This is a genomic window from Ruegeria sp. HKCCSP351, assembly GCF_017872535.1.
Classification (GTDB): domain Bacteria; phylum Pseudomonadota; class Alphaproteobacteria; order Rhodobacterales; family Rhodobacteraceae; genus Ruegeria.
On record NZ_JAEDOV010000006.1, the window covers coordinates 219,150 to 245,944 of the forward strand.

The following is a 26,795-nucleotide window of genomic DNA, read 5'->3' on the forward strand; positions in this document are numbered from 1 at the left end:
CTATCGTGACGGTCAATTACGGGCCACACAGGACAACAATCTGGGCCTTACGGCGGCAATTATTGCGGTGCTGAACGGGCTCATTTCACGAAAGGTGAAGCAATGAACAAGTTTAAATCTCTGATCAGTGGCGTGGCACTGTCTGTTACGTTGGCAACTTCCGCACTGGCGGCTGGCGTCGAAATCAACGCAAGCTCGACCGGTCTGGCCATGCAGGGTTATGATCCGGTGGCGTACTTCACCGCTGGCGAAGCGACAAAAGGCGATTACCGCATTACTGCGTTGCATGATGAGGCCCTGTACCGTTTCTCGTCGGAAGAAAACAAAGCTGCCTTTGAAGCCAACCCCGAAGCGTACCTGCCTGCATATGGCGGCTATTGTGCCTTCGGCGCGGCCATGGGCTTTAAATTCGACGGAGACCCGAACCACTGGAAGATCGTTGACAACAAGCTGTATCTGAACCTGTCCAAAGACATTCAGGAGCGCTGGGAAGGCGACATCCCGGGTTTCATCGAAAGCGCGAGTGCAAACTGGGAAACGATTGCTGAAAAATCCCCGGCAGAGCTGCAAACGCAGTAAAACCCGATTTTTCAGGCACAGCGGCGGCGGTTTTTCCGCCGCCGTATGTCATTGAAGACCTCTTGTCCTGCCCATCCGGCGCATCAAGTATCCCAATTCTAAGGGCAATGGCGTTTCAGTACCGCGTTACAGGTCCAGAATTGTGCTGCCGGTCGTTTGCCGCGCCTCAAGCGCGCGATGCGCATCAGCAACCTGATCCAAGGCAAAGCGCTGATCGACATGGATTTTGACCTCACCCCCCTCGACTTTGCCAAACAGGCGACGCGACATTGCCTGACACACCGCATGGTCCGCGATATGTGTAAACAACGTGGGCCGGGTGATCTTGAGCGAACCTTTCTGGCCCAGAACTCCAAGGTTGAACGGTGGAACCGGGCCCGAGGCGTTGCCGAAGGAAATCATCATGCCCAGCGGTTTCAGGCAATCCAGTGATCCTTCGAATGTGTCCGCCCCGACCGAGTCCATCACCACGTCTACGCCTTGACCCTTTGTAATCTCAGCCACGCGTTCGGCGAAATTCTCGGACCTGTAATTGATGCAATGCGCGGCCCCGTTAAACCGGGCAAGGCTGCATTTTTCGTCACTCCCCGCCGTTCCGATCAAGGTGATGCCTTCGGATTTAGCCCATTGACATGCAATCAACCCGACCCCGCCAGCTGCCGCGTGGAACAGGACCGTATCGCCCCGTTTCAATGGTGTGGTCCGGTGAAAAAGGTACTCAACCGTCAGACCTTTCAGCATCATCGCTGCGCCGGCTTCGAATGTGATGCCATCCGGCAGCGGGCAAACCTGCGCAGCGGGCATCACGCGCGCCTCGCAATATGCACCGGGCGGTGCTGCGGCGTAAGCGGCCCGCTGCCCCGGTTGAAGGTGGGTCACCCCTTCCCCAACCGCTTCAACGGTTCCCGCCGCTTCCATGCCTAAAGCATGTGGAAGATCAAGGGGATACAGGCCGGTGCGTTGATATACGTCGATGAAGTTCAACCCGCAGGCCTGATGCCGAATACGTATCTCACCCGGACCGGGGTCGCCCACTGGCCTGTCTTCGATCCGCAGAACCTCAGGCCCACCAAATTCATGAATCACAACCGTTTTCGCTGTTTGCTGCATCCTGATCTCCTCTTGCCTGCCATCAAGCTAACATGACTGTGACACAGGGCAATCCGTCCGATGCCGGAGTATTGATCCAGATTTCGCAAATTTATGTTATACTGAGGTATGGCGTTGCCGGTTGGACCGGCCACGGGCAACTGAATGCCGGATCCGTTCCGCGGCGCAAGTCTCGCCAGGGAAGGGTGAAGAAATGGCTAAGACAATCGGAAATCCGATCAGCTGGGCAGCCCAGGCTCTGGGCGCCACAAGTGACCACGTCACCGAAAGCGTCTCGCAACTTGGCAGTGCAGATCCAACGCAAGTGCCAATGGTGCAGACCTTGACCCTGCAAGACCTACGGGCCTGCCTGAGGGCGGGGTATCAGGATTTTCTCGAAACCCGAGCGGATGTCGTATTCATTGTCCTGGTTTATCCGATCGCCGGGCTTTTGATGTTCGGCTTTGCCCTGAATGCCAATCTGGTTCCGCTTCTGGCCCCTCTGGTCGCAGGCTTTGCGCTGATCGGGCCTGTTGCGGCCGTGGGCCTCTATGAGATCAGCCGTAAGCGTGAAAAGGGCAGCGAGGTTCACTGGCTGGACGCATTTGGTGTATTCCGCTCGCCGTCATTTGGAGCAATTCTCGTTTTGGGGTTTTACCTTGTGATGCTGCTGCTGCTTTGGCTGATGGTTGCGCAAAGCATTCACGCCTACACGATGGGCCCCGAGGTTCCTGCGTCGCTCAGCGTATTTGCCACGCAGGTGTTCACGACCTCTGCGGGCTGGACGATGGTCATTGTCGGAACCGCAGTTGGGTTTGTTTTTGCCCTTTGCGCTTTGGCGATTAGCGTCGTCAGTTTTCCCTTGCTGCTGGACCGCAAAGTGGGCCTGCCGGTTGCCGTTGTGACATCGTTCAGGGTGCTGCGTCACAACCCCGCAGTCATTCTCACCTGGGGATTCATCGTGGCAGTGCTATTGTTTCTGGGGGCTTTACCGCTGCTGCTGGGTCTTATCGTGGTGATGCCCGTTCTGGGTCATGCCACGTGGCATCTGTATCGCCGCGCCGTTGCGTGAACGCGCGGGACACGCCCGCGCATTCTAAACTCAACCCGCGATCTTCAGAACAATCTTGCCAATATGGCCCGAGCTTTCCATGCGCGCGTGGGCTGCGGCGGCCTCGGTCAGATCAAACTCGCTGTCCATCACGGGCGCAACTTTTCCAGCATCCAACAGAGGCCAGACAGCTTCGCGCAGGTCCTGCGCGATTTGCGCCTTGGCCAGATCACTTTGTGGGCGCAAGGTGCTGCCGGTCAGGGTCAGGCGCTTGACCATCATCAGAGCAAAGTTCAGCTCGACCACAGGCCCTTGCAGAAACGCGATTTGCACCAGCCGCCCATCTTCGGCCAGGGCCTTGACGTTGCGGGGGATGTAATCACCGCCGACCATATCAAGGATCAGGTTTGCCCCACCTTCGGCGCGCATGGCTGCTACGAAATCCTCGTCGCGATAGTTGATCGCCTTTTCCGCACCCAGCTTGACGCAAGCTTGACATTTTTCATCCGACCCTGCGGTGGCAAAAACGCGGGCGCCAAAGGCATTGGCCAGTTGGATGGCCGTCGTACCAATCCCACTGGACCCACCGTGAACCAAAAAGCGTTCACCTGCCTTCAACCCGCCACGCATGAACACGTTGGACCAGACTGTAAAGAATGTCTCGGGCAGACACGCTGCCTCTTTCATTCCCATACCTGCAGGCACTGGCAAACAATGGGCCGCTGGGGTCGAAACGTATTCCGCATATCCTCCGCCCGGCAGCAGTGCGCAGACCTGATCGCCGACAGACAGTCCTTCGACCCCCGCACCGACCGAGACCACTTCGCCCGAAGCCTCAAGCCCCGGCAGGTCGCTGGCACCCTGCGGCGGATCGTACGCGCCCGCGCGTTGCAAAGCGTCAGGGCGGTTCACCCCGGCATAGGCCACTTTCAATACAACCTGTCCGGCCCCCGGCTTAGGGAAAGGGCGTTCGGTCAGCTGCAATACATCGGGACCACCCGGTTGAGTGATCTCAACAGCACGCATCATCTGGGTCATAGGCACCTCCTTTGCCCAATGCCTAACAGGCATCAGAGGCAAGGCCCAGCACCAAGACGTGTTACTTTCGTGGGTTCAACACTCCAGGCAGATCACCCTGCATCTTGGACGGCGCCCTCACCTGACCCGCCAGCCAGTTCGGAACTGCAAGAAAGGGTTTCAACACCGGGTTGTCACGCACCTGAGCCTTGAGCTTTTCGAACTCCATGACATTTGCGATCCGGCGATCCAGAAACTCCCAGGTGCGCTGATGGTCCGGGCTGTCATCGCCCAGCCAGAACAGCAAGGTCGAGGAATAGACCCCCGATAAGGTTGCCCGTTTGGTGTACCAGTTCACATCGTCCGATGTATCGCCCAGCGCGTCCCAGATCAGGTCACAGGTCTGCCATAAGGCCTTGGCCCCATCGGCCGCATATGCTGGCAGGGAAAACAGCGTCATGCCCCGGCGCACCAGCTCTTTGTCTTCAACGGCTTGCAACCGGAACCGGACCGCGGCGGCAATCTTGTCGCGAAATTTTAGCCCGCTCATGTCCTCGGACCTGAGGCGGTCCAGCATCACCTGATCGCCGCGCGCATGAAAGGCCAGTGCCAGATCAACCGCCCCGCGCGGGCAGATTGCACGTGCCAAACCGTCATCCAGCCCACAATCGGAAACCGAGGCGCGAAAGCTTGTTTCCGACCAGCCGTCGAAAGGAACATGGTTCAGCATCGCGTCCAAAAGCTGCCGTTTTGCATCTTCATATGTGGTGGTCATGACGGTTCTCCGGTTGTCAGGCCCAGTACTAGACAAGTTAGGGCGGCTTTGCTATACGGCCAACTCCTGCAATTTCCTTGCAACTCTATCTAGAAAGGTGGTGACAACCACATGCAGGTTAGTGTTCGCGACAATAACGTCGATCAGGCGCTTCGTGCCCTGAAGAAAAAGCTGCAGCGCGAAGGCGTGTTCCGTGAAATGAAGCTCAAGCAACATTTCGAGAAACCGTCCGAGAAAAAAGCGCGTGAGAAAGCTGAAGCGATTCGCCGTGCCCGTAAACTGGCGCGCAAGAAAGCCCAGCGCGAAGGTCTGCTTTAAGATCTTTGATTTCGTCCAGCTTTGGATGACACTATTTGACGACCCCCGAGGCATGGCCCGGGGGTTTGTCGTTTCAGGGCTCGGATACAATCCGCCGACTCGTGGTTAAGGTTGTGCGGCAAGCTGCCATTTCCGTACAGGCAGTGTTTTGCCCGGCGCTTTGCAGCGCAGCGAATCTCGTTCCGGCAGCATCGGGCCGCCAAAACTCGCCTGAATTGCGCTGCCCTCTATCACCCCCGACTTCCCCGCCTCTAAGTGAGCCTGTCCGCAAGGACACAAACACAAACGGAGGCAAATATGTCGACTGCAAGTACATACGAACGCGAGATGCTGGCGCTGATAAACCAAGAGCGCACATCCCGCGGTCTCAACCCGCTGCAACTTGAAACGCAGCTGAACGACTCGTCCGAAGATCACAGCACCTGGATGCTGAATACAGATACCTTCAGCCACACCGGTTCAGGCGGTTCCAGCGCAACCCAGCGGATGCAAAACGCGGGGTTCGATCTTGAAGGAAGCTGGCGCACCGGGGAAAACATCGCATGGCAATCCGAACGCGGCGCGCCGGGTATCAGCGACGATGTCGTCCAGTTGCATCAAAACCTGATGAACAGTCCGGGTCACCGCGCCAATATCCTGAACCCGGATTTCAAGTATGTCGGGATCGGGATCGAAACCGGTGACATGCAGGGCTTCGATGCGGTGATGGTCACGCAAAACTTCGCCGCAACCGACGCGGCTGTCATGCTGGACAACGGCAATACAAACGCCCCGCCCGTTCCCCCGACAACACCGGACGAGGTTGCCGAGCCCGAGGAACCGAAAACCGAAACCCCGGATACTGACGTCACCGAGACCGAAGAGCCCGGAACTGAGACCCCAGAAACCGGGGAACCGACGCCCGAGACACCTGACACCGATGTCACTGAGACTGAAGACCCGGAACCTGAAACCCCCGGCACTGAGGAACCAACACCCGAGACACCGGACACTGACGTCACCGAGACGGAAGAACCGGAACCTGAAGCGCCGGATACTGACGTCACCGAAACCGAGGACCCGCAACCTGAAACGCCCGATACCGAAGTCGTCGATGATAGTGAGCCGGAAGCCTTCTGCTTCGATGTTCAAGCCTTCCTGGATGAAATCGCCAGCTTCCTTGAAAACCTGCAAGCGCAGTTTGACGAGTTTGATTGGCGCGACGACATGAATGACGGCACTGATGTGGCAGGCAATAATGACGACGTCGATATCATGCCAGCCATAGATACCACTCCGGAGACCGAGATTGAGCCTGTCGACACCCAAACAGCCGAAGACGATGGCTGCGATGTCTTCATGATCAATATCTTCACCCATGACTGCATGATGGATGCAGCCTGATCACTTGAAATTGTGCGAGGTCGGCCCTGCCGGCCTCGCATGCGTTGCTCAGTAAATCTTTGGAACGTAAAGCTCGTCTGGCAATACCCGCCGCTCGTATTCAGGATTGTACCGCCGGTCCGGCAAATTGACCTTTTCCTGTGGCACGTCTTCGTAGGGGATTCTTGTCAACAGATGCTCAATACAATTCAGACGTTCGCGTTTCTTGTCATTGCCCTCAACGATATACCACGGAGCTTCGGGTATGTTGGTGCGGAACAACATGTCTTCCTTGGCCTTCGTGTACGCCTCCCAGCGAATACGGGATTCAAGATCCATCGGTGACAGTTTCCACTGTTTCATCGGGTCGTGAATACGCATGAGGAACCGCAATTGCTGCTCTTCATCCGTGATCGAAAACCAGTATTTCAGCAGAATGATCCCTGACCGCACCAGCATCCGTTCAAATTCGGGAACGTCCTGAAAGAACTGTTCGACCTGATCCTCGGATGCAAAGCCCATCACCCGTTCAACCCCCGCCCGGTTGTACCACGAGCGGTCGAACAAGACGATTTCACCCGCGGCAGGCAGATGCGGCACGTAGCGTTGAAAGTACCATTGGCTTTGCTCGCGGCGACTGGGCGCTGGCAGAGCCACCACACGGGCGACACGGGGGTTCAGACGCTGCGTGATCCGTTTGATCACGCCTCCCTTGCCTGCACTGTCACGGCCTTCAAACAGGATACAAACCTTGGCACCAGTGTGCTGAACCCAATCCTGCACCTTGATCAACTCGGCCTGCAACCGCAGCAGGTTTCGGAAATAGACTTTGCGATCCAGCATTTCAGGGTGCTGGTCCCGATAGATTTTGCGGACTTCCATCGACAGCATAGGCTCGCTGAACTCGATCTCGAAATCTTCGTCCAGCGTGTCTTCCAATTCGGCCTCAAGCCAGTTCTTGGTGCCCCCATCGTTTTCGTAAGCCAAGATCAGCTCCTTCTCAGTCTTCGGGTTCGAACCATATCGGGTCTGTGTAACCGCCTGATGTCATCAGATAAATTGAAGCCGATCTGTTGCAGCAGTCTCTATCGGAAATCAGGGTCTGGACGGGTATATGGTCTTTTACCCGAATGTGTACGTCTGGCCCAAAGGATACAAGCACAAGAATTGTCACAAGGCGTCAGTCGCGTGCTTTCAGGTTGCTTGCATTGCCTTGTTTTTGTGCGGCATGACTGGGTCCACAATTTGGACGAGAGCGCCGTGACATTCTTCTTTTCGACATTGCCGGTCACCTGGCCCTGGCTGATCCTGATCACAGCGCAAGTCGCGGCCATGGTGCGACGAACCGGACTTGCGATTGCCCTACTGGTTCTGTTCGTCAGCGTCGCCTTGGTTACCGGGCTGATGTCACCGACAGCAATCGTGGCGGTGGCGCTTGGTCTGATCGTGGCCTTCTTCCTGCCACGCCAGAATGGTCTGCTCGCCTTCGCGGGGCATACTCTGTTGATCCTGTGGTGCCTGGCATTGGGGGCGCATCTGTTGCCAGGGTTCAACAATTTGAAACTGCTGGATCAAGTGCAGGCAAGTGTCTCCAGCGCAAGTTTCACACTGCATCTGAACTTGGACAAACCCATGGTCTTCTTTGCCGTTCTTCTTGCTTGGCCCGGAATGCTGAACGGCGCAATCCAGACCAGAATAAGGCCTTTGTCAGCGGGTTTGATGATTTTGCCCGGCCTGTTTCTGCTGGGTCTATCGCTGGGCGCGGTGCGCGTGGACCTCTCAGCCCCTAATTGGTGGCTGGTTTTTTGCCTGTCCAACTTGTTTCTGACTTGTCTTACGGAAGAGGCGTTCTTTCGCGGCTACTTGCAATCTGCCATAACCTCGCGCCTTGGGGTAACAGGCGGTCTGATCGCCGCCAGCCTGCTGTTTGGATTGGCGCATATCAGCGGAGGACCCGCGCTTGTGGGCTTTGCATCCCTTCTCGGGCTGGGGTGCGGGTTGGGATATTATGCAACTCGTCGGCTCTGGGTGCCTGTTGCGATGCATTTCGGGTTCAATCTGACCCACCTGCTGCTGTTCACCTATCCCGGCCCGGTATGACTGTCAGACCGGCAAGGCCGTGGTCTTGAACACGGTACGCAAAGCAAATGAACTTTGCATCTGCGCCACCCCCGGCAAGCGCGACAGGTATTGCCGGTGGATGCGCGCGAAATCTTCTGTGTTTTCAGCCACGACCTTCAGAATGTAGTCTGCGGTGCCGGCCATCAGGTGACACTCCAGCACATCCGGTATTCGGGCCACCGCCTTTTCGAAAACATCCAGAACCTCTTCGGCCTGACCTTGTAACGTGATCTCGACAAAGACGGTGGTAGGCACGTTCATTTTCCGCGCATCCAGCAGAGCCACGTAGTTGCGGATATAGCCGTCAACCTCCAACCGTTGAACGCGGCGGTGGCACGCAGACGGAGACAGGTTGACCTGTTCAGACAGTTCCGAATTCGACATCCGGCCATTCTTTTGAAGTGCGGCCAGAATCTTTCGATCAGTCGTGTCCAGGCTCATTCCTGCAATTCCTTTGCGAGTTTTTCGAATAGTACGGGAAATTCTTCCAAAGAAAAGTCCGTTGGCACGTTTTCTTTCACAGAAATTGCACGGCAAAATGCACATAATTTAAGCAGCTTGTGAACGGAGAGCCCAATGAAAATCGGTTGCCCCAAGGAAATCAAACCTCAGGAATTTCGCGTCGGGATGACGCCCAATGCCGCTCAGGAAGCGGTCGCACGCGGACACCAAGTCCTGATCGAATCCGGTGCAGGCATCGGCGCAGGTTTCGACAACGACGCCTATGTCGCCGCTGGTGCGCAAATTATTGACACCGCGGAAGAGGTGTTTGCCACCGCTGACATGATCGTCAAGGTCAAGGAACCGCAGGCGGTTGAACGCAAGATGCTGCGTGAAGGACAGTTGCTGTTCACCTATCTGCACCTGGCTCCGGACCCGGATCAGACGCATGACCTGCTGGAGTCGGGCTGTACCGCAATCGCGTATGAGACCGTAACGGATGCCAACGGCGGTCTGCCGCTGCTGGCACCTATGTCCGAGGTCGCGGGTCGTCTGGCCCCTCAAGTCGGATCCTGGACCCTGCAGAAGGCCAATGGCGGCCGTGGGGTTCTGATGGGTGGCGTTCCCGGCGTCGGCCCTGCCAAAGTGGTTGTGATTGGCGGCGGTGTCGTCGGGACACACGCGGCCAAGATTGCCGCCGGAATGGGGGCTGATGTCACCGTTCTGGATCGGTCGCTGCCGCGTCTGCGCTACTTGGACGATGTCTTTGGCGGAACTTTCAAGAACCAGTATTCGACAGCAGGTGCGACCGCAGAACTGATCCAGGACGCCGATATGGTCATCGGTGCTGTTCTGATCCCCGGCGCAGCCGCACCGAAACTGGTGTCGCGTGCTCAGCTGTCGACGATGAAACCCGGCGCAGTACTGGTGGATGTCGCCATCGACCAAGGCGGTTGCTTTGAGACGTCAAAAGCCACCACCCATGCCGATCCGATCTACGATGTCGATGGCATCATGCATTACTGCGTTGCCAACATGCCGGGCGCTGTCGCGCGCACTTCGACCATCGCACTGGGCAATGCCACAATGCCGTTCATGTTGTCGTTGGCCGACAAAGGATGGAAACAGGCATGTCAGGACGATCCGCACCTGATGGAAGGCCTGAACGTTCATGCTGGCAAACTGACATACTATGCCGTTGGCAAGGCCCTTGGCATCGACGTTGTTTCGCCAAATGTGGTGGTCAAATCGTAAGTAACTCCACTCCTGAAGTTGCCTGTTGATGGCAATTTTCAAGATGGCGCGGTCGGTATCGAACCGACGGCTTTCACAAATAAGGGCACCGCGTTTCTGCGCGGTGCCCTTTTCAATACGCGGAAGGGATGAATGCTCGCCCAAACAATGAGCGCCAGCTGTCACCCCTGTTTTTGAATTTCGACCGAATGCGGATACGGAATCGAAACACCTTTGGCGTCAAACGCCTCTTTAACCGCCTTCGTAAGCTCGAACTTGACGTCCCAGTAATCGGCTGCGGCACACCATAGCCGCGCAGTCAGATCGACCGAGCTGTCACCCAGATTCGTGACCCGAACCCAGGGTTCAGGGTCGCTGTGAATGCGCTGGTCGGCCTTGGCCACATCCAGAATGATCTGCATGGCGGTATCTGCGCTGTCCGCATAATCAATTCCAAACACCAGATCGACACGTCGTGTGTCATGGGCTGAATAATTGGTGATGATCGACCCCCATGCCTGACCGTTTGGAACAATGATCTGCACGTTGTCGGGGGTCACAAGCTCGGTCGTGAACAGGCTCAGGTCCATAACGGTTCCTGCCGTGCCACCGATATCCACATACTGTCCCAGCTTGTAGGGCCGGAAAACCACCAACATTACACCGGCCGCAAGATCACTCAGCGTACCCTGCAGTGCCAACCCGACAGCCAGAGAGGCAGCACCCAGAATGGCGACGATACTTGTGGCTTCTATCCCGAAGATCCCCAGAACGGCGACCAGAACAATTGCCAAAATCGCCCACTTGATCACGCTGGCGGCAAAATTCCCAAGAGTCGGGTCGATCTGCGGTGTTTTGTTGATCCGGCGGCGTACAACACCCGCGATCGTTCGGGCGGCGATCCAACCCAGAACAAGAACGATCAGAGCCTTCGCTGCATTCAAGGCAATGGGCAAGTATTGATTGGCCATACCAATCGCCTGCTCAGCCAAGTCGGCGGTTTGTTCCATTTCAAATTTCCTCGTGTTTTCTGTTCGTCAATTCCAATAAAACAAGCTCCGCGATTGGTGCGGAGCCCGATATCATAACAGAACTACTGGTCTATTTCTTCAAAGCGTCCCGGATTTCCATCAGGATGTCCAGTTCGCTGGGACCTGCGGGCGCCTCTTCAGCCGCTTCTTCCTCTGCTTCGGCAGCGTCTTTGACCTTGTTCACCATTTTTACCAGCATGAAGACGACCCAGGCGATGATCAGGAAGTTGATAATAGCCATTATGAAAGCACCATAGGCAAAGACGGATGCGCCTGCTTCACGTGCCGCTTCAAGGCTGGCACCTTCTGCCACGTCACCTGCCAGAACGGCGTAGTTGTTCGTAAAGTCGATACCCCCTGTGAACAATCCAATAAGCGGATTGATCAGATCGCCCACCAATGAGGTAACAATTGCAGTAAATGCGGCACCGATAATGATACCGACCGCCATGTCCATGACATTGCCCTTGGCAATGAAAGTCTTGAATTCTTCCAGCATAGCATCCCTCTAGTTTTTTTAGACCACGCCTCTGTTCACGCATGAGCGCATAGGAATTGTGCGTTAAACGCATGAAGAAGGGTATGTTTTTTAGGGGAAAGCCACCCTATTTTTCCCCAAACGGCATTACTCAGGGGGTTTCATGTCTCAACTTGCGCCTTTTTTCGTAACCGACAGATGGCCTGCAAAGGATCCCAGCATCCTTCAACTCTACTCCTATCCAACGCCAAACGGCGTTAAAGCCTCGATCATGCTTGAGGAAACCGGCCTGCCCTATGAGGCGCATCTGGTGACACTGGCAGATGCTGATGTCAAAAGCTCCGAGTTCCTTTCGCTGAACCCGAACAACAAGATCCCGGCAATAATCGACCCCGACGGCCCGGATGGTGTGCCGCTGGCCCTGTTCGAAAGCGGTGCCATCCTTCTGTATCTGGCCGAAAAAACAGGTAAGTTCCTGGGTCAAAGCGCAGCAGAAAAACACCGGATCACCCAATGGCTGATGTTTCAGATGGGCGGCATCGGGCCAATGTTTGGCCAGCTCGGGTTTTTCTACAAGTTCGCTGGCAGCGCGATAGAAGATCCGCGCCCGCGCGAGCGTTACATCAACGAAGCCAAGCGCCTGCTGAACGTAGTGAACACGCAACTGGAAGGACAGGACTGGATCGCGGGCGAATATTCCATCGCGGATATCGCGCTTGCTCCGTGGCTGAATGCGCTGGATTTCTATGGCGCGAAGGATGTGGTTGATTGGAACGGCTATTCCAATGTCGTCGCTTATGTCGATCGCTTCTTCCAACGCCCAGCGGTTCAGCGCGGCAAAGCCATACCGGCACGAAACTGATAACAGTTAAATGAATTGGAGCGCCAAACCGGCGCCCCTTTCATCGATCAGCCGGGCAGAGCACCTGTCAGCACGTAACGCAGAATTTCGACCACCTGAGCAGGTTCTTCCGCAACGGCCAGTGCGGCGGCATCAACTTCTTTCAGCGCGTGCTGATGATCCGGGCCGTGCAGAACGATGATAGACTTGCCCAGTGCTGCAGCATAACCCGCGTCAAAGGCGGCGTTCCACTGTTTGTACTTGTCACCAAACCTGACGACGACAACATCCGCATCCGCAATCCCCTTGCGGGTCCGGATCGCATTTACCATCGCACCCTTGTGGTCGTGCCAATACTTGTTCGGCTCGCCCCCCAGAATGGCCACACCACAATCATCACTGGCCGCGTGATCGGTCACAGGGCCGTTGAAGGTCACGTCCAACCCTTGCGCCCCATCGATGATCTGTTCACGCCAGTCGGTGTGGATTTCTCCGGAAAGATATACGTTCAGGCCCATGGCAAACTCCGCTGTTGTTCCCGTCCAATTTAAGGGTCCCACACCCAAAGCCCAACGCGGATTCCGGAAAAACCTTACATTTTACGAGCCACTAGGAATCGGCGGGCGTCACGTAAGGGGAAACTGTCGCTCTCGATGATGCTGAACCCGGCGCGTTCAAGGGCCGCATCAAGATCCGCCTCAGGCAGGAATCGCACAAACGGAGCCTTACCAAAGAACTGCATGATCGGCAGCGCGAGACGAACAGCGTAATACTTCAGGCTCGCCCCGCTGGACGGCCGGCAAAAGGTTTTCGAAATAAACAGTCCTCCGGGTCTAAGGACCGAGTGTACTCGGCTCAATGTCAGATCCAGATCTTCGACCAGATGCAAAAGGTTGAATGCCAGCGCCGCATCAAATGAACCCTCAGGCGGTCGATTTGCATCAGCCTCGGCAAAGGTGACGTTTTCGATGCTTTGCGAAGCGGCGTTTCGACGTCCAACGGCCAACATACCGGGGGACACGTCGGTTGCAGTGATAGATCCTACATATCCGGACAGCTTCAGAGCAGTCATACCCGTGCCGCAACCAAGTTCCAGAACATCATCGGTTTTCTTCAGGTAAGACGCTGTCCGCTCCAGCGTATGCTCGTACGAAGCCATGTCTTTGATGGGCGAGCGGGCATATTTCTCGGCCACTCCATCCCAAAATTTCGCAGTGGTGGTCATAGAGGAGTCTCCTTTCGGAGAGAATTTATTCATGCGCAGACCGAATATAAATTGCTGAAATTTGCAGGTTTACTATACATTTTTGTATGAACGATTTTGGCAATTTTGATTGGAACCACATCCGGGCCTTTCTGGCGACGGCTGAAACCGGGTCATTTTCCGCAGCGGCACGGCAGCTACGGCAAACCCAGCCTACGCTTAGTCGCCAGATAGCAGCGCTTGAACAGGACTTGGGTGTGATGCTGTTTGAACGGGTTGGCAGAACTCTTGAGATCACTCAGGCTGGATTGGAGCTGCTGGATCATACTCGCAAAATGGGGGACGCCGCCAACCGCATCGCGCTGACGGCATCCGGACAGGCACAATCCATTGAAGGCCGGGTTCGCATCACTGCCAGTGACGTGATGTCGGCCTATGTCTTGCCCGACCTGCTGCGCGAAATCCGGACGCAAGCCCCGCGCCTGCGGATTGACGTGATTGCCTCAAACGATATTCAGGATCTTATGCGGCGCGAGGCAGATATCGCGATCCGCCATGTCCGTCCTGATCAACCCGACCTAATCGCGAAGCTGGTACAGGAGGCGTCGGGGCATTTCTATGCAACCACAGAGTATCTCAACCGTGCGGGACGCCCGAAGTCAAAGCAGGACCTTTCACGACATGAGTTCATCAGCTTCGGCGACGACAATCAGATGATCGCCTATCTGAAACCGCTTGGCATTCACCTTACCAACGAGAATTTCCGGCTTGGGTCTCAGAACGGAATAGTGGCTTGGGAATACGCCAAGCAAGGCTTTGGCATCGCGCCCATGTCGCAGACCGTCGGTGATGCGACACCAGGTATGGAGCGTGTGTGCCCCGGGATGGAGGCCATCACATTTCCGATCTGGTTGACCACGCATCGCGAGTTACACACCAGCCGCCGCATCCGGCTGGTCTATGACTTACTGACCAAGTTCCTGTCCAAATAAAAACGCGCCCGAAGGCGCGCTTTCTATTTGAGCCTGTGAACTCTAACCGCGAAGCACCCCGCCCGTCGCCTTGGCAACCTTGGCAATGATCTTCTCGGCCACAGCTTCGATGTCTTTTTCCTTCAGAGTCGCCTCGGTCGGTTGCAGGCGCACTGTAATGGCAAGGGACTTTTTGCCTTCGCCAAGGCTGCCGCCGATGAATTCGTCAAAGACACGCACGCCCTCAATCAGTGCCTTGTCAGCGCCTGCGGCTGCGTTTACCAGCGTCAGCGCTTCGACATCGGCATCGACGACAAAGGCAAAATCACGCTCGACCGCCTGCAAATCGCGCAGTTCCAGCGCAGCACGTGTGGCACCAGATTTGCGGGGCAAAGGCACTTCGTCCGGCCAGATGGTGAATGCCATTGCCGGACCTTTTATGTCCATGGCCTGCAAAATGCGTGGGTGCAGCTCTCCGAAGACACCCAGTACTTTTTTCGGGCCCAGACAGATTTTGCCATGACGGCCCGGATGCCACCATGGATCGCCATCGCGCAGAATCTGAACCTTTTCGGGTGCGCCAATGGCGGCCAGAACGGCCTCTACATCTGCCTTGGCGTCGAAAACGTCCACTGGGCGCGCAGCACCGTGCACATCCTTGGGGCCCGAACGTCCTACCAGCAGACCGGTGATCTGGGTTTTCTGATCACCCGGCTCGCCATTGTGAAAGACCGGACCGACCTCGAACAGGGCGACATCCGCGAAACCACGCGCCTGATTGCGGGCCGCAGCCTGCAACAGGCCGGGCAACAGATCGGGGCGCATATGGCTCATCTCGGACGAGATCGGGTTTTCCAGCATGGTCGTAGTATCGCCGCCACCGAACAAAGCCGCCGAAGCCTGATCAATGAACGTATAACTGACGCATTCGTTATAACCCAGCGCCGCGCAGGTACGGCGCGCCATGGACTGACGGCGTTGCGCCGGGGTCATCACCGGTTTCGGTATCCCCTCGGTCACGCGCGGCAGCGGCCTGCCTTGCAGCTTTGTCAAGGAAGCAATCCGCGCGACCTCTTCCACCAGATCGGCCTCGCCCAGGATATCCGGGCGCCAGCTCGGGACATGGGCCATCTCGCCTTCCAGACGAAAGCCCAGACGGGTCAGGGTCTGTCGCTGTTCGCTTTCGGGAATATCCATCCCAACCAGAGACTGCACCCTTTCCGCATTCAGCTTGTATGCGCGCGCATGGTTCGGCGCTTTGCCAGCCTCAACCACGTTGGAGGCTTCTCCGCCGCAGATGTCCAGAATCATCTGGGTCGCGTGTTCCAGCCCCTCGCGGGTGTACTCCGGGTCGACACCGCGCTCGAACCGATAGCGCGCGTCGGAATTGATCTTGAGCGCACGGCCTGTGAGCGCAATTTGCACATGATCCCAGAACGCGCTTTCGAGGAAAACGTTTACCGTTTCCTCGGTACATCCGGTTTCCTCACCGCCCATGATGCCCGCAATCGATTCCGGGCCCTTGTCATCCGAAATCACCATCATTCCGGGTTGCAGCGTGTATTCTTTTTCATCCAGTGCGACCAGCGTCTCGCCGCCTTTGGCGCGGTGCACCCGCAGGTTGCCCTGCACCTTGTCGGCGTCGAACACGTGCAACGGGCGGTTGTGATCGTAGGTCATGTAATTGGTGATATCCACCAGCGCCGAGATCGGACGCAGACCTATGGCCTTCAACTGATCCTGCAGCCATTGCGGGCTGGGGCCATTCTTCACGCCACGGATCAAACGGCCGGTGAAATGCGGCGCTCCGTCCAGCGTGTCCTCGTCGATCGTCACCTTGATCGGGCAATCGAAATCACCCGGAACAGGCGTATAATCACGCTGCTTCAACGTGCCAATTCCACGCGCGGCCAGATCGCGCGCAATCCCTTCAACCCCCAACGCATCCGGGCGGTTCGGAGTGATCGCGATTTCGATCATCGGGTCGACTTTGGACGGGTCGTTTTCTGCAAGCCAGTCCACGAATGTATCACCCACTTCGCCCGAAGGCAGTTCGATGATGCCATCATGTTCATCCGACAGCTCCAGCTCACGCTCGGACGCCATCATGCCAAAGCTTTCGACGCCACGGATCTTGCCGACACTGATGGTCAGGTCCAGGCCAGGGATGTACATGCCCGGTTTGCAGACCACGACGGTGATCCCTTCACGCGCATTTGGCGCACCGCAGATGATCTGTAGCTCGCCCTCGTCTGTATCGACCTTGCAAACGCGCAGCTTGTCCGCGTCAGGGTGTTTCTCGGCGTGTTTCACATAGCCCAGAGTAAAACCTGCCAGCCGTTCGGCCGGGTTCACGATCTCTTCGACCTCAAGCCCGAGATCGGTCAGCACCTCGGCGATTTCATCAACCGAAGCATCAGTGTCGAGGTGGTCTTTCAGCCAGGACAGAGTGAATTTCATTGCACGGGGCCTTTTTTGGCAAACATCCAGTCGGCACAGGCAATGGCAAAGAATGCGCCGGGGTGCAAGCGCTGCGCGTCACGGATAGCTGGGGGTGCGGCCCAAAAGCTCATCCAACTGCCGCCCAATCCAGCCATGCGGGATGAAATGCCCGCCGGGATGCGTGTCCAGCGTCACCTGCCCCTGCGTGCAATCGGTCCATTCCACTCGGCTAAGCGTCAGGAACGGTTCCACACTCCAATCACCCCGCGGGGTCGCTCCGTTGCAATTGTACTTTTCACGCCAAAGCGAGACCGGATGGGTCGTGTCGCCATTCGCGCCATAAGGAAAATCCATCACCGTATCGCTGAGCCCGTGTACATGGCGCGCCTCACGCGGGGCTTCGGGGCAGTTTTCTGTCTGGCGAATGCTGCCCGCAACGGCCAGCAAAGCAGCGACGTCATTGCCCGACTGGCACACATAGCGCCACGCCATCGCACCGCCGAAGGAATAGCCCGAGACATAGATGCGGTCAGGGTCAATCGGATAGCGCCTGGCGACATCCTCAAGCACCCAGTCGGCAAAAGGCACATCATCCGAGCGTGCGGACCAGAAATCCCAGCTTTTGCCCAAACCGTTCGGGGCCACCAGCAGCACACCCCGACGTTTCGTGGCCCCGGCAATCCGTTCGTGGTTCACCACCATGGTCCCCTGCCGCGCCCAACCATGGAAATGCAGCAGCACGGGCAGAGGTGTTTCACCATCCCAGCCATCAGGTTCTAGAACGTGATACGAGCGGTCACCGAGATCACAGGCAATATCGCCGTGGCATTCGGTTTTCCAGGGACCCATGGCAAAGGCAGGCGCGGTCATAAGCAGAAGAAGGCAGAACAATCGACAGATCATGCACCCGACCCTAACGGGGCATTCCGCCCTGTCACTTAACATATCGGTGTGGTCCGAACGTAGGCCGGGCTTCAGCCCGGCACCCACCCATCGCACATGGCGGGCTGAAGCCCGCCCTACATCAGGTCAAAACACCAAGCCGCGCTTAGCAGCCAAACCAACTGCTCACCACCACTTCCAAAACCCGCAATTGCGTTTGTTAATGAGGTCCTGAGTTTTTTCTCTCTGAATTCTATCGCGCATCTGAAACACTGCAGGCCGCAAAAGCTCGAAACCAGCAATTAGAATTCCGGGCAAGAACAGAAGTGCCGATGCAACAAAAGCAATCAGAACTGCAACCGGCTGGCTTTTCCAAACCCACAGCACAAACGTTGGCGTCACAAACATCGCGAGGAACAAACACAAACACCAAAGCAGTGGATGCCCAGAAGCCTTTTGCTTCCACCAATCCTTATATGCGGTCAGCCAGTCGTCCAATGTGCTCTCTACCGCGACAAACCACCATGCAGGTTCGGCATATCCAGCGCTGCAAACCCATAGTGGCGCAGCCAGCGCAGGTCGGAATCAAAGAACGCCCGCAGATCAGGAATGCCGTATTTCAGCATCGCCAGTCGGTCGATGCCGATGCCAAAGGCAAAGCCCTGATAAATCTCGGGATCAATCCCACCAGCGGCGATCACCTTGGGGTGGACCATGCCGGAACCCAGAATCTCCATCCAGTCGTCGCCCTCACCGATCTTCAGCTGACCGTTATCCCACGAACAGCGGATATCAACCTCGGCCGACGGCTCGGTGAAGGGGAAGTGCGAGGCGCGGAAGCGGAGTTCGACATCGTCGACCTCGAAGAACGCTTTCACGAACTCTTCCAGAACCCATTTCAGGTTCGCCATCGAGATATCCTTGTCGATGGCCAGCCCCTCGACCTGATGGAACATCGGCGTGTGGGTCTGGTCGTAATCGGCGCGGTAGACGCCACCCGGACAGATCACGCGGATCGGCGCGCCCTGTTTCTCCATCGAGCGGATCTGCACCGGCGAGGTATGAGTGCGCAGCACGTGCGGCGGACGGTTATCACCCTCGGCGCGGTGCATATAGAACGTGTCCATCTCGGCCCGTGCGGGGTGGTGACCGGGGATGTTCAGCGCGTCGAAATTGTACCAATCGTCTTCAACACGCGGCCCTTCGGCCACCGAGAAGCCCAGTTCAGCAAAGATCGCGGTCAGTTCCTCGGTCGCCTGGCTGATCGGGTGAATTGATCCCTGACGGCGCGGGCGGGTCGGCAGGGTGACGTCCAGCCATTCGGTGCGCAGGCGCTCATCCAGTACAGCATCGGCCAGCGCGGCTTTCTTGGCGGACAGCGCCGAGTTGATCTCATCCTTCAGGGCATTCAGCGCCGGGCCTGCGACCTGACGTTCTTCGGGCGTCATCTTGCCCAGCTCACGCATCTTCAGCGCGACCTCACCTTTTTTGCCAACAGCCGCGACGCGGATCGCCTCAAGCGCGTTTTCGTCGCCTGCTTCGGCGATTTGGCCCAGATATTTTGCCTTAAGATCGTCCATGACGGCCCTCTGAATTTGGTCGAGAACCTGCTATCGGCCCCGCCCCGCGAATGCAAGCGGGACGGTGCGCATCAATAGCTGTATTCGGGATAAATCCGGGTCAGGTCGCCATTCCAGTCGCCATTGTAGTGTTCCAGCAACTCATCTGCCGGAACCTTGCCGGTGTCGATGCTTTCCTTCAGCGCGTTCAGGAAATGCGTCTCATCCGGGACCAGCCCACCGGCACCGGGGCGCGCGCGGGCTTTCAAGCCCGCCTCAGAGATCGCCACAACTTCACGCGCCAGATCATGCATGTTGACATTGCCAACCTGCGCCTGAAGCCCGTCTTTGGCCGCCGCAACACGCAGCCCCTCGCGCGTTTCGGCATCCCAACCTTTGACCAGATCCCACGCTGCATCCAGCGCGGTTTGGTCATAAGTCAGCCCAACCCAGAAGGCCGGCAAGGCGCAAAGCCGTCGCCAAGGGCCACCATCCGCGCCACGCATCTCCATGAACTTCTTGATCCGCGCCTCGGGGAAGGCCGTCGTCAGGTGATCGGCCCAATCCGACAGGGTCGGCGTTTCCCTCGGCAATGCAGGCAACTCACCCTTGAGGAAATCTCGGAACGACATGCCCAGCGCATTGATGTACTGCCCGTCGCGGTAGACGAAATACATCGGCACATCGAGCGCGTATTGGACATAGCGTTCGAATCCAAAGCCATCCTCGAACACAAAGGGCAACATGCCCGTGCGCGCATCGTCCAGATGTCGCCAGATATGGCTGCGCCAGCTTTTCTGACCGTTCACTTTACCTTCGAAGAACGGAGAATTGGCAAACAGCGCCGTCGCCACCGGCTGCAACGCCAGCGCCACGCGCAGTTTCTGTACCATGTCCGCCTCGGACCCGAAGTCGATATTGACCTGAACGGTACACGTCCGCCGCATCATGGCGCGGCCCATGGTGCCGACTTTTTCCATATAATCGTTCATCAGCCGATACCGCCCCTTGGGCATCAGCGGCATCTGGTCATGGGTCCAGATCGGCGCCGCGCCCAGACCGATGAATCCCACACCGATCTCATCGGCGATATCCTTCACCTCGCGCAGGTGAGTATTCACCTCATCGCAGGTTTCATGGATCGTCTCCAGCGGAGCACCCGACAGCTCCAGCGCGCCACCCGGTTCAAGGCTGACATTTGCGCCGTCCTTTTCCAGACCGATCAGATGACCGGATTCACGGACCTCTTCCCAGCCGTGGCGATCCCGCAACCCCTCCAACACGGCGACAATGGATCGCTTTCCTTCAAAAGGCAGAGGTTTCAGCGTGTCCTTGCAATAGCCGAATTTCTCGTGCTCGGTGCCGATGCGCCAATCTTGCTTGGGTTTGCAACCCGATTCCAGATATTCGGCCAGTTGTTCATGGCGTTCGATCGGACCGCCGCCGGACTGAGGGATGGACATGAACCGTGCTCCGATCCTGCTGTGTCTGTTTTGAAGGTCAAGTCGTGGTCGCAAATGGCGTCAGTGTCAATGCAACGGCAAATGCGCCGGACGCGACGGTGTGCGTTCCCAGATAACGACCGGATGCCGCGATTTGCCGTTGAGTTCCGACAGCATTTGCTCGGTTTTGAGGCCAGGCAGGTTTGAGAACACGTCGAACAACGCCTCGGCTCCTTCTGCATTCACAGGAATGTGAAGCGTTGGCTGGCCCGGCTGATCCAGAACCCAATGTGCGGGGTCGGAGGTCGGGTCAAGGGCCAAACGCTCAATTTCGCGGGACGCGACGATGCCGCCATCCAAGGGGCCCAGATAAGTGATCTGACCTTCATCAATCGTCACGACACCTTGCCCGCCCACACCTGTTCTGAAGCGCGCACGCTGTATGCCGATCACGGCCAAAGCCGCTGACACGACAATCAGAAACCAGCCTACCCAAGCCAGCAACCCACCCGGCCCGCTGATCCAGCTCAGACCAAGGATCAGGACAAAAGCCGCAACCAGAACCTCGCGCCAACGCCAAAGCGCCAGTTTTGCCTCGGGTCGGATGAAACTCATGAGAGCACCCTTTGCGGTTCCTGCAGCAAAGCGACCTTGTACCAGCCCACCTGTTGGAACCCAATCGCCTCATAGGCACGGGCCGCAGGTGTGTTGTTCGCAAACAGGATCGCGGCCGCCGCGCCCTCGGATTTTGCTTTCTGCATCAATGCGGTCGTGACCCGTCGACCCAGGCCACGATTTCTGTTTTTACGTGGAACAAAAACACCACCGACCTGAACTTGGTCGTGAACCCTGGCATTTACAGACGCCATGGCAACCGGCGCGTCGCCTTCCATCAGGACAATCGCCCTACCTGCGGTCAATTCCGCCTCGACGCGCTCTGAGGCCAGCTCACGCGCCTCTTCGCCTGCGGCCTGTCCAGTATCTTCGATGTAATCCGCGAACCAAGTGTGCAGTCTTGACCGATCCTCGGCGCGCAAATCGCGATATGGAACAGGTGCCTCAGTCAGACCGTGCAGGTCACGTCGATAAAGCGGTTCATCGTGATTCAACCGGTACTTCGCCTGCCCCAATCCCAAAGCGCCCAACGTCAGCTCGACCTGAGGTGCATCCCCCGTCATACCCAAAACGGTTTCGCCTTCGATCATCCGCGCGAAACACTCGGCAGCTTCGGTTTCGTCGTTGGGCAATTGAACCATCAGATAGCCCTTCTTGCTGAGCCCAAAGACACCCTGAACCTGATCCTCACCCCAGATGAAGTAGCGGCTGGAATATTCATTCGCATTCAACCCCACCCCGTGGGCCGCCAAATTGCTGCGCAAAAACATTGAACTGTCAGGGTAGCGGGACAGAAACCTCTCTAGCGCCGGGGCATCCGATTGAACCGCCTCGCGAATCACGACCAATCCCCCAATGCCTGCTGCCACATGGTCAACGCGGCCACCGCCGCTGTATCCGCCCTCAGAATACGCGGGCCAAGACTGACCACATGCGCATAGGGTAAAGCCGACAGCCGCGCACGCTCAGCGTTGGAAAACCCGCCCTCCGGGCCGATGAGAATCGCCCAGGGGCGCCCTTTTTCATTCGTTGCCAGCCGCAGGGCCGAGCCGACCTCGGCCTCGTTGCAGAACATCAACTGCCGACCTTCAGGCCAGGTATTCAGCACACGGTCCAGCCGCTGAAGGTCTGCCACCTCGGGCACGTAGGTTCCACCGCATTGTTCAGCGGCTTCGATTGCATGAGCCTGAAGCCGGTCTTGCCGGATACGGTCTGCGTTTGTGAATTCGGTCTGAACTGGCAGGATTCGAGCCGCGCCCATTTCAGCGGCTTTTTCTACAATGAAGTCGGTGCGCGCCTTTTTGATCGGCGCAAACAGGAACCACAAATCGGGGGGCAGCTGCAAAGGTTTGGTCTGCCTGACACAGGTCAGAGCCCCGCCGCGTTTTCCGGACTCGGCCACCTCGGCCAGCCACTCTCCATCTTTGCCGTTAAACAGCGCCACTGCTCCGCCAACCGGCAGTCGCATGACGCCAAACAGATAGTGCGCCTGATCGCGCGTCAAAGGAACCGATTGCCCCTGACCCAAGGGCTGCTCTACATACAGTCTGATTTTCGCACTCATGAGACCTACATATGCAAGGCAATGCCCCAACACCAGATGGTCAAGTCGCCGATGCCGTCACCGGCAATTGGGTCGACACCCATGCCCCAGCCTTTGCCCGACCGTATCTGCGCCTCAGCCGCGCGGACCGGCCCATCGGCACATGGCTGTTGCTGCTTCCGTGTTGGTGGGGGCTGGCGCTGGCCATCCTGCATGACGGCCAACCCCGTTGGGAAGATCTGTGGATTGCCTTAGGCTGCGCATTCGGAGCCTTTTTGATGCGAGGTGCCGGTTGCACGTGGAATGACATTACAGACCGGGAATTCGACGCACAGGTTGAACGCACACGATCACGCCCGATACCGTCGGGGCAGGTCAGTGTCCGGCAAGCTGCGGCCTGGATGATCCTGCAAAGCCTTCTGGCGCTTGGCATTCTTCTCAGCTTCAATCAGGCGGCCATTGCCATGGGGGTGTTATCTTTGCTGCCGGTGACCGTTTATCCGTTTGCCAAGCGGTTTACCTGGTGGCCTCAGGTTTTTCTGGGTCTGGCCTTCAACTGGGGCGCATTGCTAGCCTGGACGGCGCATAGCGGGTCGCTCGGCTGGCCTGCTGTCACGCTGTACCTGTCCGGCATCGCGTGGACCCTGTTCTATGACACGATCTATGCACATCAGGATACCGAGGATGATGAACTGGTCGGCATCAAATCCACCGCGCGCCTGTTCGGCACCGACACGGCGAAATGGCTGAAGTATTTTTTGGTCGCAACAGTATCGCTGATGGGGCTGGCCATTATTGATGCCGGGGTGCCTGATGCATCGATTCTGGCGTTGGGGATCGCGCTGTGCGGTCCCTGGGCCATGGGCTGGCACATGATGTGGCAATTGCGCGGGCTTGATACCGAAGACAACGCCAAGCTGCTGCTGCTGTTTCGGGCCAACCGCGATACCGGCTTTATTCCGCTGATCTTCCTCTGCGTCGCCTTGCTGCTCTGATTGCACCCGCTGAACGGGGCCTGTAAAGATCGGCGCAAACGCCTGAGGAGTGCCAAACCCAAACATGCGTCTGCCGTATTTTATCGCTGTTTCCCTGATCTTTCTTGTATCAGCCGGCCTGTCGCTTCTGGCAGCCAGCTATGCCGTTACCGAGATCGAAGAATCATCGGAACTTGCTGTACGGCGCTCGCTGGACCTGAAAGGACATGATTGGGCCGAGGTCGAAGCCGATGGTTTGCGGGTGGTCCTGACCGGCACAGCGCCGGATGAGGCGACCCGCTTTAACGCACTGACCGCCGCGGGAACCGAAGTTGATACATCCCGCGTAATCGACGAAATGGAAGTTATCGCAACTTCCGCCCTCGCAGCACCGCGCTTTTCGGTAGAAATCCTGCGCAATGACAGTGGAATATCGGTGATTGGCCTGATCCCGGCCAGTGAGAACAGGGACAAGCTGATCCAACGGCTTGGCAATCTGGACAGAACTGTTGCCGTTTCGGACCTGATGGAAACAGCAGATTACCCAAAGCCCAAAGGGTGGGATGCCGCAATTTCTTTCGCGTTGGAAGCCCTGACCCACCTGCCCCGCGCCAAAATTTCCGCCAGCCCGGATCTGGTCAGGATCACGGCAATTGCCAACAGTCAGCAAGAAAAACAAAAACTGGAACGCGACCTGACGCGTACGGCACCGCCCAGCCTACGGGTTGGGCTGGCGATTTCAGCACCTCGCCCCGTCGTCACGCCTTTTACTTTGCGTTACCTGATCGACGAAGAAGGTGGGCATTTTGACGCCTGTTCCGCCCAGGATGAGAAGGCACGTGACCGTATCGTGGCCGCCGCGAAAAACGCCGGGTTGGCGGGGCCTTATTCCTGCACCGTCGCCTTGGGCGAACCATCGCCACGCTGGCCAGAAGCAGCCGAGAAAAGCATTCTGGCACTGTTCAGGATCGGTCAAGGATCGGTCACCATGTCAGACGCGGACATTACCCTGATTGCTGCCGAAGGAACCGATCCCGTGGTGTTCGACCGGGTTGTGGGCGAGCTTGAAACCGAGCTGCCTGCGGTCTTCGCATTGCACGCAGTTTTGCCCGAGCCTGAAACAACGAACGCAAATGGCCCGGTCGAGTTTTCGGCCACCCGCAGCCCTGAAGGGCTGGTGCAATTGCGCGGACGGCTGGGTGATGAAACTCTGCGCGACATGGTCGACAGCTACGCGCGCGCGGCCTTTGGGTCCGATCAGGTATATACCGCCACCCGCATCGTTTCGGATCTTCCAGCGGATTGGCCGGTACGTGTTCTGGCCGGTCTGGAGGCTTTGGGTCAGCTCCACAACGGCGTATTGACCGTCACACCCGATACGGTCGAGCTGATCGGCCTCAGCCACGAAGAAGACGCCAAGGCCCGTATCGCAGGTCAATTGTCCGACAAGTTGGGCGAGGGGCAGGAATACACCCTGACCATCACCTATCAGCCCCCACCGGAACCCGAGGACGCCCTGCCCGACCCGGAAGTCTGCGAAGCCCGGATCGCCGAAATTCAGGCCACCAGCAAGATCGCCTTTGAGCCCGGATCGGCCACGATTGCATCAGACTCGCGCGATGTGGTGAACCAGATTGCGGATATCCTGCGCGACTGCGGTCCGATCCGAATGGAGATTCAGGGCCACACAGACAGTCAGGGCCGCGAAGAGATGAACCAACAACTCAGCCAGGCGCGGGCACAATCCATCCTGAACGAATTGCGCGGGCGGCGTATTCCGACCAGCAGCTACACCGCTGTGGGATATGGGGAAACGCAACCCATCGCTGACAACGACACCGAAGAGGGCCGGGAAGAAAACCGCCGGATCGAGTTCCGTCTGATCCGCCCTGAGCCTGTTGCGAGTACCGAAACAGGCCTTGAAGCACTCGAGGTCGAGGCTGCGACGTCCGCAGAGGACCAAACCGACACGACCGCACCTGATGCGGACGCAGGGGACCAGTAAGTTGAACAGAACAGAATTCGTCATTGTCACTGCCATTATCCTGTTCGCAGCCTTCTGCATGGGCTGGTTTGCCAATTGGCTGGCGCATCGCCTGTCCCGCGTACGGCAAAGCGACGTCGCTGATCTGGACCGGATGAGTCAGGAGTTGCACGAGGCCGAGGAAACCCGCGATCAGGCCATCACCTATTTGCAGCAACGTGAGGCCGAATTGACGAACCAGCTGACCCAGACAGAAGCCGAGCTGGCAGCCGCGATGGATGGCCTTCGGGCCGCGCGTCAGGAGGCCGAAGAAATGCGCGGGCGGATCAACAACGCGGATTGAACGCACGGCCATGCACGGGCGCTCAAGTTTGCAAGTATATGCTGGCGCTAAGTCACTACCACCGGGTCAGCGCGTCTTCGTCTTCATCTTTGGCAGCAACCCATTCCGCACCGGATCTGGTGATTTCCTTCTTCCAGAAGGGTGCGCGGGACTTCAGATAATCCATCAAGTATTCCGCTGCCTCAAAAGCATCTTTACGATGCGGCGCGGCTGTCGCCACCATCATGATCCTGTCCCCCGGCGCCAGCTGGCCATGGCGGTGAATCACCAGAACGTCACCCAATGACCACCGTTCCTTGGCTTCCTGGGCAATCTTGGTCAGGGCCCGTTCCGTCATACCCGGATAGTGTTCAATCTCCATCACATCCAGATCACCGCTTGCCAGGTCGCGCACAACGCCAGTGAAGGTGACAATGGCTCCGTTGGCATCATCCCCAGAAGCAAATGCGTTGGCCTCGGCCCCAAGATCGAATGCTTCCTGCTGAACGGCGATCCGCATC

General features: G+C 57.5%; 29 protein-coding genes. 11 read left to right on the forward strand and 18 right to left on the reverse strand.

Annotated features, from left to right (window positions below; translation table 11 throughout):
- The first annotated feature begins 102 nt into the window (after nt 1-102).
- Complete coding sequence (locus I9182_RS14150) at nt 103-579, forward strand: YHS domain-containing (seleno)protein (protein ID WP_209598692.1); 477 nt, start codon at nt 103-105, stop codon at nt 577-579.
- A 126-nt stretch (nt 580-705) separates the two neighbouring features.
- Here the strand turns inward: I9182_RS14150 and I9182_RS14155 are convergent, their stop codons facing one another.
- The gene (locus I9182_RS14155) at nt 706-1,689 is read right to left on the reverse strand and encodes a quinone oxidoreductase (protein WP_209506634.1); all 984 of its coding nucleotides are present in this window, start codon (nt 1,687-1,689) and stop codon (nt 706-708) included.
- Between the two features lie 193 nt (nt 1,690-1,882).
- Here I9182_RS14155 and I9182_RS14160 point away from each other — a divergent pair, with 193 nt between their 5' ends.
- Nucleotides 1,883-2,740 (forward strand): DUF2189 domain-containing protein, encoded by an 858-nt coding sequence (locus I9182_RS14160; protein ID WP_209598693.1) that lies wholly within the window; start codon nt 1,883-1,885, stop codon nt 2,738-2,740.
- A gap of 30 nt (nt 2,741-2,770) precedes the next feature.
- Here I9182_RS14160 and I9182_RS14165 read toward each other — a convergent pair whose 3' ends face one another.
- Both I9182_RS14165 and I9182_RS14170 read right to left on the reverse strand, forming a co-directional pair.
- Nucleotides 2,771-3,757 (reverse strand): NAD(P)H-quinone oxidoreductase, encoded by a 987-nt coding sequence (locus tag I9182_RS14165; RefSeq protein WP_209598694.1) that lies wholly within the window; start codon nt 3,755-3,757, stop codon nt 2,771-2,773.
- Nucleotides 3,758-3,818: 61 nt separating this feature from the next.
- Nucleotides 3,819-4,511: a COQ9 family protein gene (locus I9182_RS14170; protein WP_209598695.1), complete on the reverse strand. Its 693-nt coding sequence runs from the start codon at nt 4,509-4,511 to the stop codon at nt 3,819-3,821.
- A 111-nt stretch (nt 4,512-4,622) separates the two neighbouring features.
- On the opposite strand from I9182_RS14170, the gene rpsU reads away from it, so the two are divergent.
- Complete coding sequence (gene rpsU, locus I9182_RS14175) at nt 4,623-4,829, forward strand: 30S ribosomal protein S21 (protein ID WP_005614280.1); 207 nt, start codon at nt 4,623-4,625, stop codon at nt 4,827-4,829.
- 297 nt (nt 4,830-5,126) lie between these two features.
- Nucleotides 5,127-6,212, forward strand: a complete 1,086-nt coding sequence (locus tag I9182_RS14180; protein ID WP_209598696.1) for a CAP domain-containing protein — start codon at nt 5,127-5,129, stop codon at nt 6,210-6,212.
- Nucleotides 6,213-6,260: 48 nt separating this feature from the next.
- Here the strand turns inward: I9182_RS14180 and ppk2 are convergent, their stop codons facing one another.
- A complete protein-coding gene (gene ppk2, locus I9182_RS14185; RefSeq protein ID WP_209506639.1) occupies nt 6,261-7,178 on the reverse strand; it encodes a polyphosphate kinase 2 in 918 nt (305 codons plus the stop codon).
- Nucleotides 7,179-7,451: 273 nt separating this feature from the next.
- On the opposite strand from ppk2, the gene I9182_RS20620 reads away from it, so the two are divergent.
- Nucleotides 7,452-8,291, forward strand: a complete 840-nt coding sequence (locus tag I9182_RS20620; protein ID WP_209598697.1) for a CPBP family intramembrane glutamic endopeptidase — start codon at nt 7,452-7,454, stop codon at nt 8,289-8,291.
- Between the two features lie 3 nt (nt 8,292-8,294).
- On the opposite strand, the gene I9182_RS14195 is transcribed toward I9182_RS20620, so the two are convergent.
- Nucleotides 8,295-8,753, reverse strand: a complete 459-nt coding sequence (locus I9182_RS14195) for an Lrp/AsnC family transcriptional regulator (RefSeq protein ID WP_209506641.1) — start codon at nt 8,751-8,753, stop codon at nt 8,295-8,297.
- 135 nt (nt 8,754-8,888) lie between these two features.
- Here I9182_RS14195 and ald point away from each other — a divergent pair, with 135 nt between their 5' ends.
- The gene (ald, locus tag I9182_RS14200; protein ID WP_209506642.1) at nt 8,889-10,007 is read left to right on the forward strand and encodes an alanine dehydrogenase; all 1,119 of its coding nucleotides are present in this window, start codon (nt 8,889-8,891) and stop codon (nt 10,005-10,007) included.
- 161 nt (nt 10,008-10,168) lie between these two features.
- Here ald and I9182_RS14205 read toward each other — a convergent pair whose 3' ends face one another.
- A complete protein-coding gene (locus tag I9182_RS14205) occupies nt 10,169-10,996 on the reverse strand; it encodes a mechanosensitive ion channel domain-containing protein (protein WP_245222646.1) in 828 nt (275 codons plus the stop codon).
- A 91-nt stretch (nt 10,997-11,087) separates the two neighbouring features.
- On the reverse strand, nt 11,088-11,516 hold the full coding sequence (mscL, locus tag I9182_RS14210; RefSeq protein ID WP_209598698.1) for a large conductance mechanosensitive channel protein MscL: 429 nt from the start codon (nt 11,514-11,516) through the stop codon (nt 11,088-11,090).
- Between the two features lie 142 nt (nt 11,517-11,658).
- Here mscL and I9182_RS14215 point away from each other — a divergent pair, with 142 nt between their 5' ends.
- Nucleotides 11,659-12,357, forward strand: coding sequence for a glutathione S-transferase N-terminal domain-containing protein (locus I9182_RS14215; RefSeq protein WP_209598699.1), 699 nt, complete (start codon nt 11,659-11,661; stop codon nt 12,355-12,357).
- 47 nt (nt 12,358-12,404) lie between these two features.
- Here the strand turns inward: I9182_RS14215 and I9182_RS14220 are convergent, their stop codons facing one another.
- The gene (locus I9182_RS14220; protein ID WP_209598700.1) at nt 12,405-12,854 is read right to left on the reverse strand and encodes a YtoQ family protein; all 450 of its coding nucleotides are present in this window, start codon (nt 12,852-12,854) and stop codon (nt 12,405-12,407) included.
- A gap of 74 nt (nt 12,855-12,928) precedes the next feature.
- Nucleotides 12,929-13,561: a class I SAM-dependent methyltransferase gene (locus tag I9182_RS14225; protein WP_209598701.1), complete on the reverse strand. Its 633-nt coding sequence runs from the start codon at nt 13,559-13,561 to the stop codon at nt 12,929-12,931.
- An 86-nt stretch (nt 13,562-13,647) separates the two neighbouring features.
- Here I9182_RS14225 and I9182_RS14230 point away from each other — a divergent pair, with 86 nt between their 5' ends.
- Complete coding sequence (locus tag I9182_RS14230) at nt 13,648-14,532, forward strand: LysR family transcriptional regulator (RefSeq protein WP_209598702.1); 885 nt, start codon at nt 13,648-13,650, stop codon at nt 14,530-14,532.
- A gap of 42 nt (nt 14,533-14,574) precedes the next feature.
- On the opposite strand, the gene pheT is transcribed toward I9182_RS14230, so the two are convergent.
- The 8 genes from pheT to I9182_RS14270 form a co-directional block, all read right to left on the reverse strand.
- Nucleotides 14,575-16,971 (reverse strand): phenylalanine--tRNA ligase subunit beta, encoded by a 2,397-nt coding sequence (gene pheT, locus I9182_RS14235; RefSeq protein WP_209598703.1) that lies wholly within the window; start codon nt 16,969-16,971, stop codon nt 14,575-14,577.
- Between the two features lie 78 nt (nt 16,972-17,049).
- Entirely contained in the window at nt 17,050-17,823 is a 774-nt protein-coding gene (locus I9182_RS14240) for a polyhydroxybutyrate depolymerase (protein ID WP_245222647.1), read from the reverse strand.
- Between the two features lie 198 nt (nt 17,824-18,021).
- Nucleotides 18,022-18,333: a hypothetical protein gene (locus tag I9182_RS14245; RefSeq protein ID WP_209598705.1), complete on the reverse strand. Its 312-nt coding sequence runs from the start codon at nt 18,331-18,333 to the stop codon at nt 18,022-18,024.
- Nucleotides 18,334-18,341: 8 nt separating this feature from the next.
- The gene (pheS, locus tag I9182_RS14250) at nt 18,342-19,415 is read right to left on the reverse strand and encodes a phenylalanine--tRNA ligase subunit alpha (protein ID WP_209598706.1); all 1,074 of its coding nucleotides are present in this window, start codon (nt 19,413-19,415) and stop codon (nt 18,342-18,344) included.
- A gap of 71 nt (nt 19,416-19,486) precedes the next feature.
- On the reverse strand, nt 19,487-20,857 hold the full coding sequence (locus I9182_RS14255) for a glutamate--cysteine ligase (RefSeq protein ID WP_209598707.1): 1,371 nt from the start codon (nt 20,855-20,857) through the stop codon (nt 19,487-19,489).
- Nucleotides 20,858-20,923: 66 nt separating this feature from the next.
- Nucleotides 20,924-21,451, reverse strand: a complete 528-nt coding sequence (locus I9182_RS14260; protein ID WP_209598708.1) for a hypothetical protein — start codon at nt 21,449-21,451, stop codon at nt 20,924-20,926.
- Entirely contained in the window at nt 21,448-22,221 is a 774-nt protein-coding gene (locus tag I9182_RS14265; RefSeq protein ID WP_209598709.1) for a GNAT family N-acetyltransferase, read from the reverse strand. The genes I9182_RS14260 and I9182_RS14265 overlap by 4 nt, the downstream gene beginning before the upstream one ends.
- Before the next feature lie 68 nt (nt 22,222-22,289).
- On the reverse strand, nt 22,290-23,015 hold the full coding sequence (locus tag I9182_RS14270) for a 16S rRNA (uracil(1498)-N(3))-methyltransferase (protein ID WP_209598710.1): 726 nt from the start codon (nt 23,013-23,015) through the stop codon (nt 22,290-22,292).
- 11 nt (nt 23,016-23,026) lie between these two features.
- On the opposite strand from I9182_RS14270, the gene ubiA reads away from it, so the two are divergent.
- The 3 genes from ubiA (at nt 23,027) to I9182_RS14285 (ending at nt 26,295) form a co-directional block, all read left to right on the forward strand.
- Entirely contained in the window at nt 23,027-23,989 is a 963-nt protein-coding gene (ubiA, locus tag I9182_RS14275) for a 4-hydroxybenzoate octaprenyltransferase (protein WP_209598711.1), read from the forward strand.
- 64 nt (nt 23,990-24,053) lie between these two features.
- Nucleotides 24,054-25,973, forward strand: coding sequence for an OmpA family protein (locus I9182_RS14280; protein ID WP_209598712.1), 1,920 nt, complete (start codon nt 24,054-24,056; stop codon nt 25,971-25,973).
- Nucleotide 25,974: 1 nt separating this feature from the next.
- Nucleotides 25,975-26,295 carry a hypothetical protein gene (locus I9182_RS14285; protein WP_209506658.1) on the forward strand — a complete coding sequence of 107 codons (321 nt, stop codon included), beginning with the start codon at nt 25,975-25,977 and terminating at the stop codon, nt 26,293-26,295.
- 55 nt (nt 26,296-26,350) lie between these two features.
- On the opposite strand, the gene I9182_RS14290 is transcribed toward I9182_RS14285, so the two are convergent.
- On the reverse strand, nt 26,351-26,794 hold the full coding sequence (locus I9182_RS14290; RefSeq protein WP_209506659.1) for a molybdenum cofactor biosynthesis protein MoaE: 444 nt from the start codon (nt 26,792-26,794) through the stop codon (nt 26,351-26,353).
- Nucleotide 26,795 lies beyond the last annotated feature (1 nt).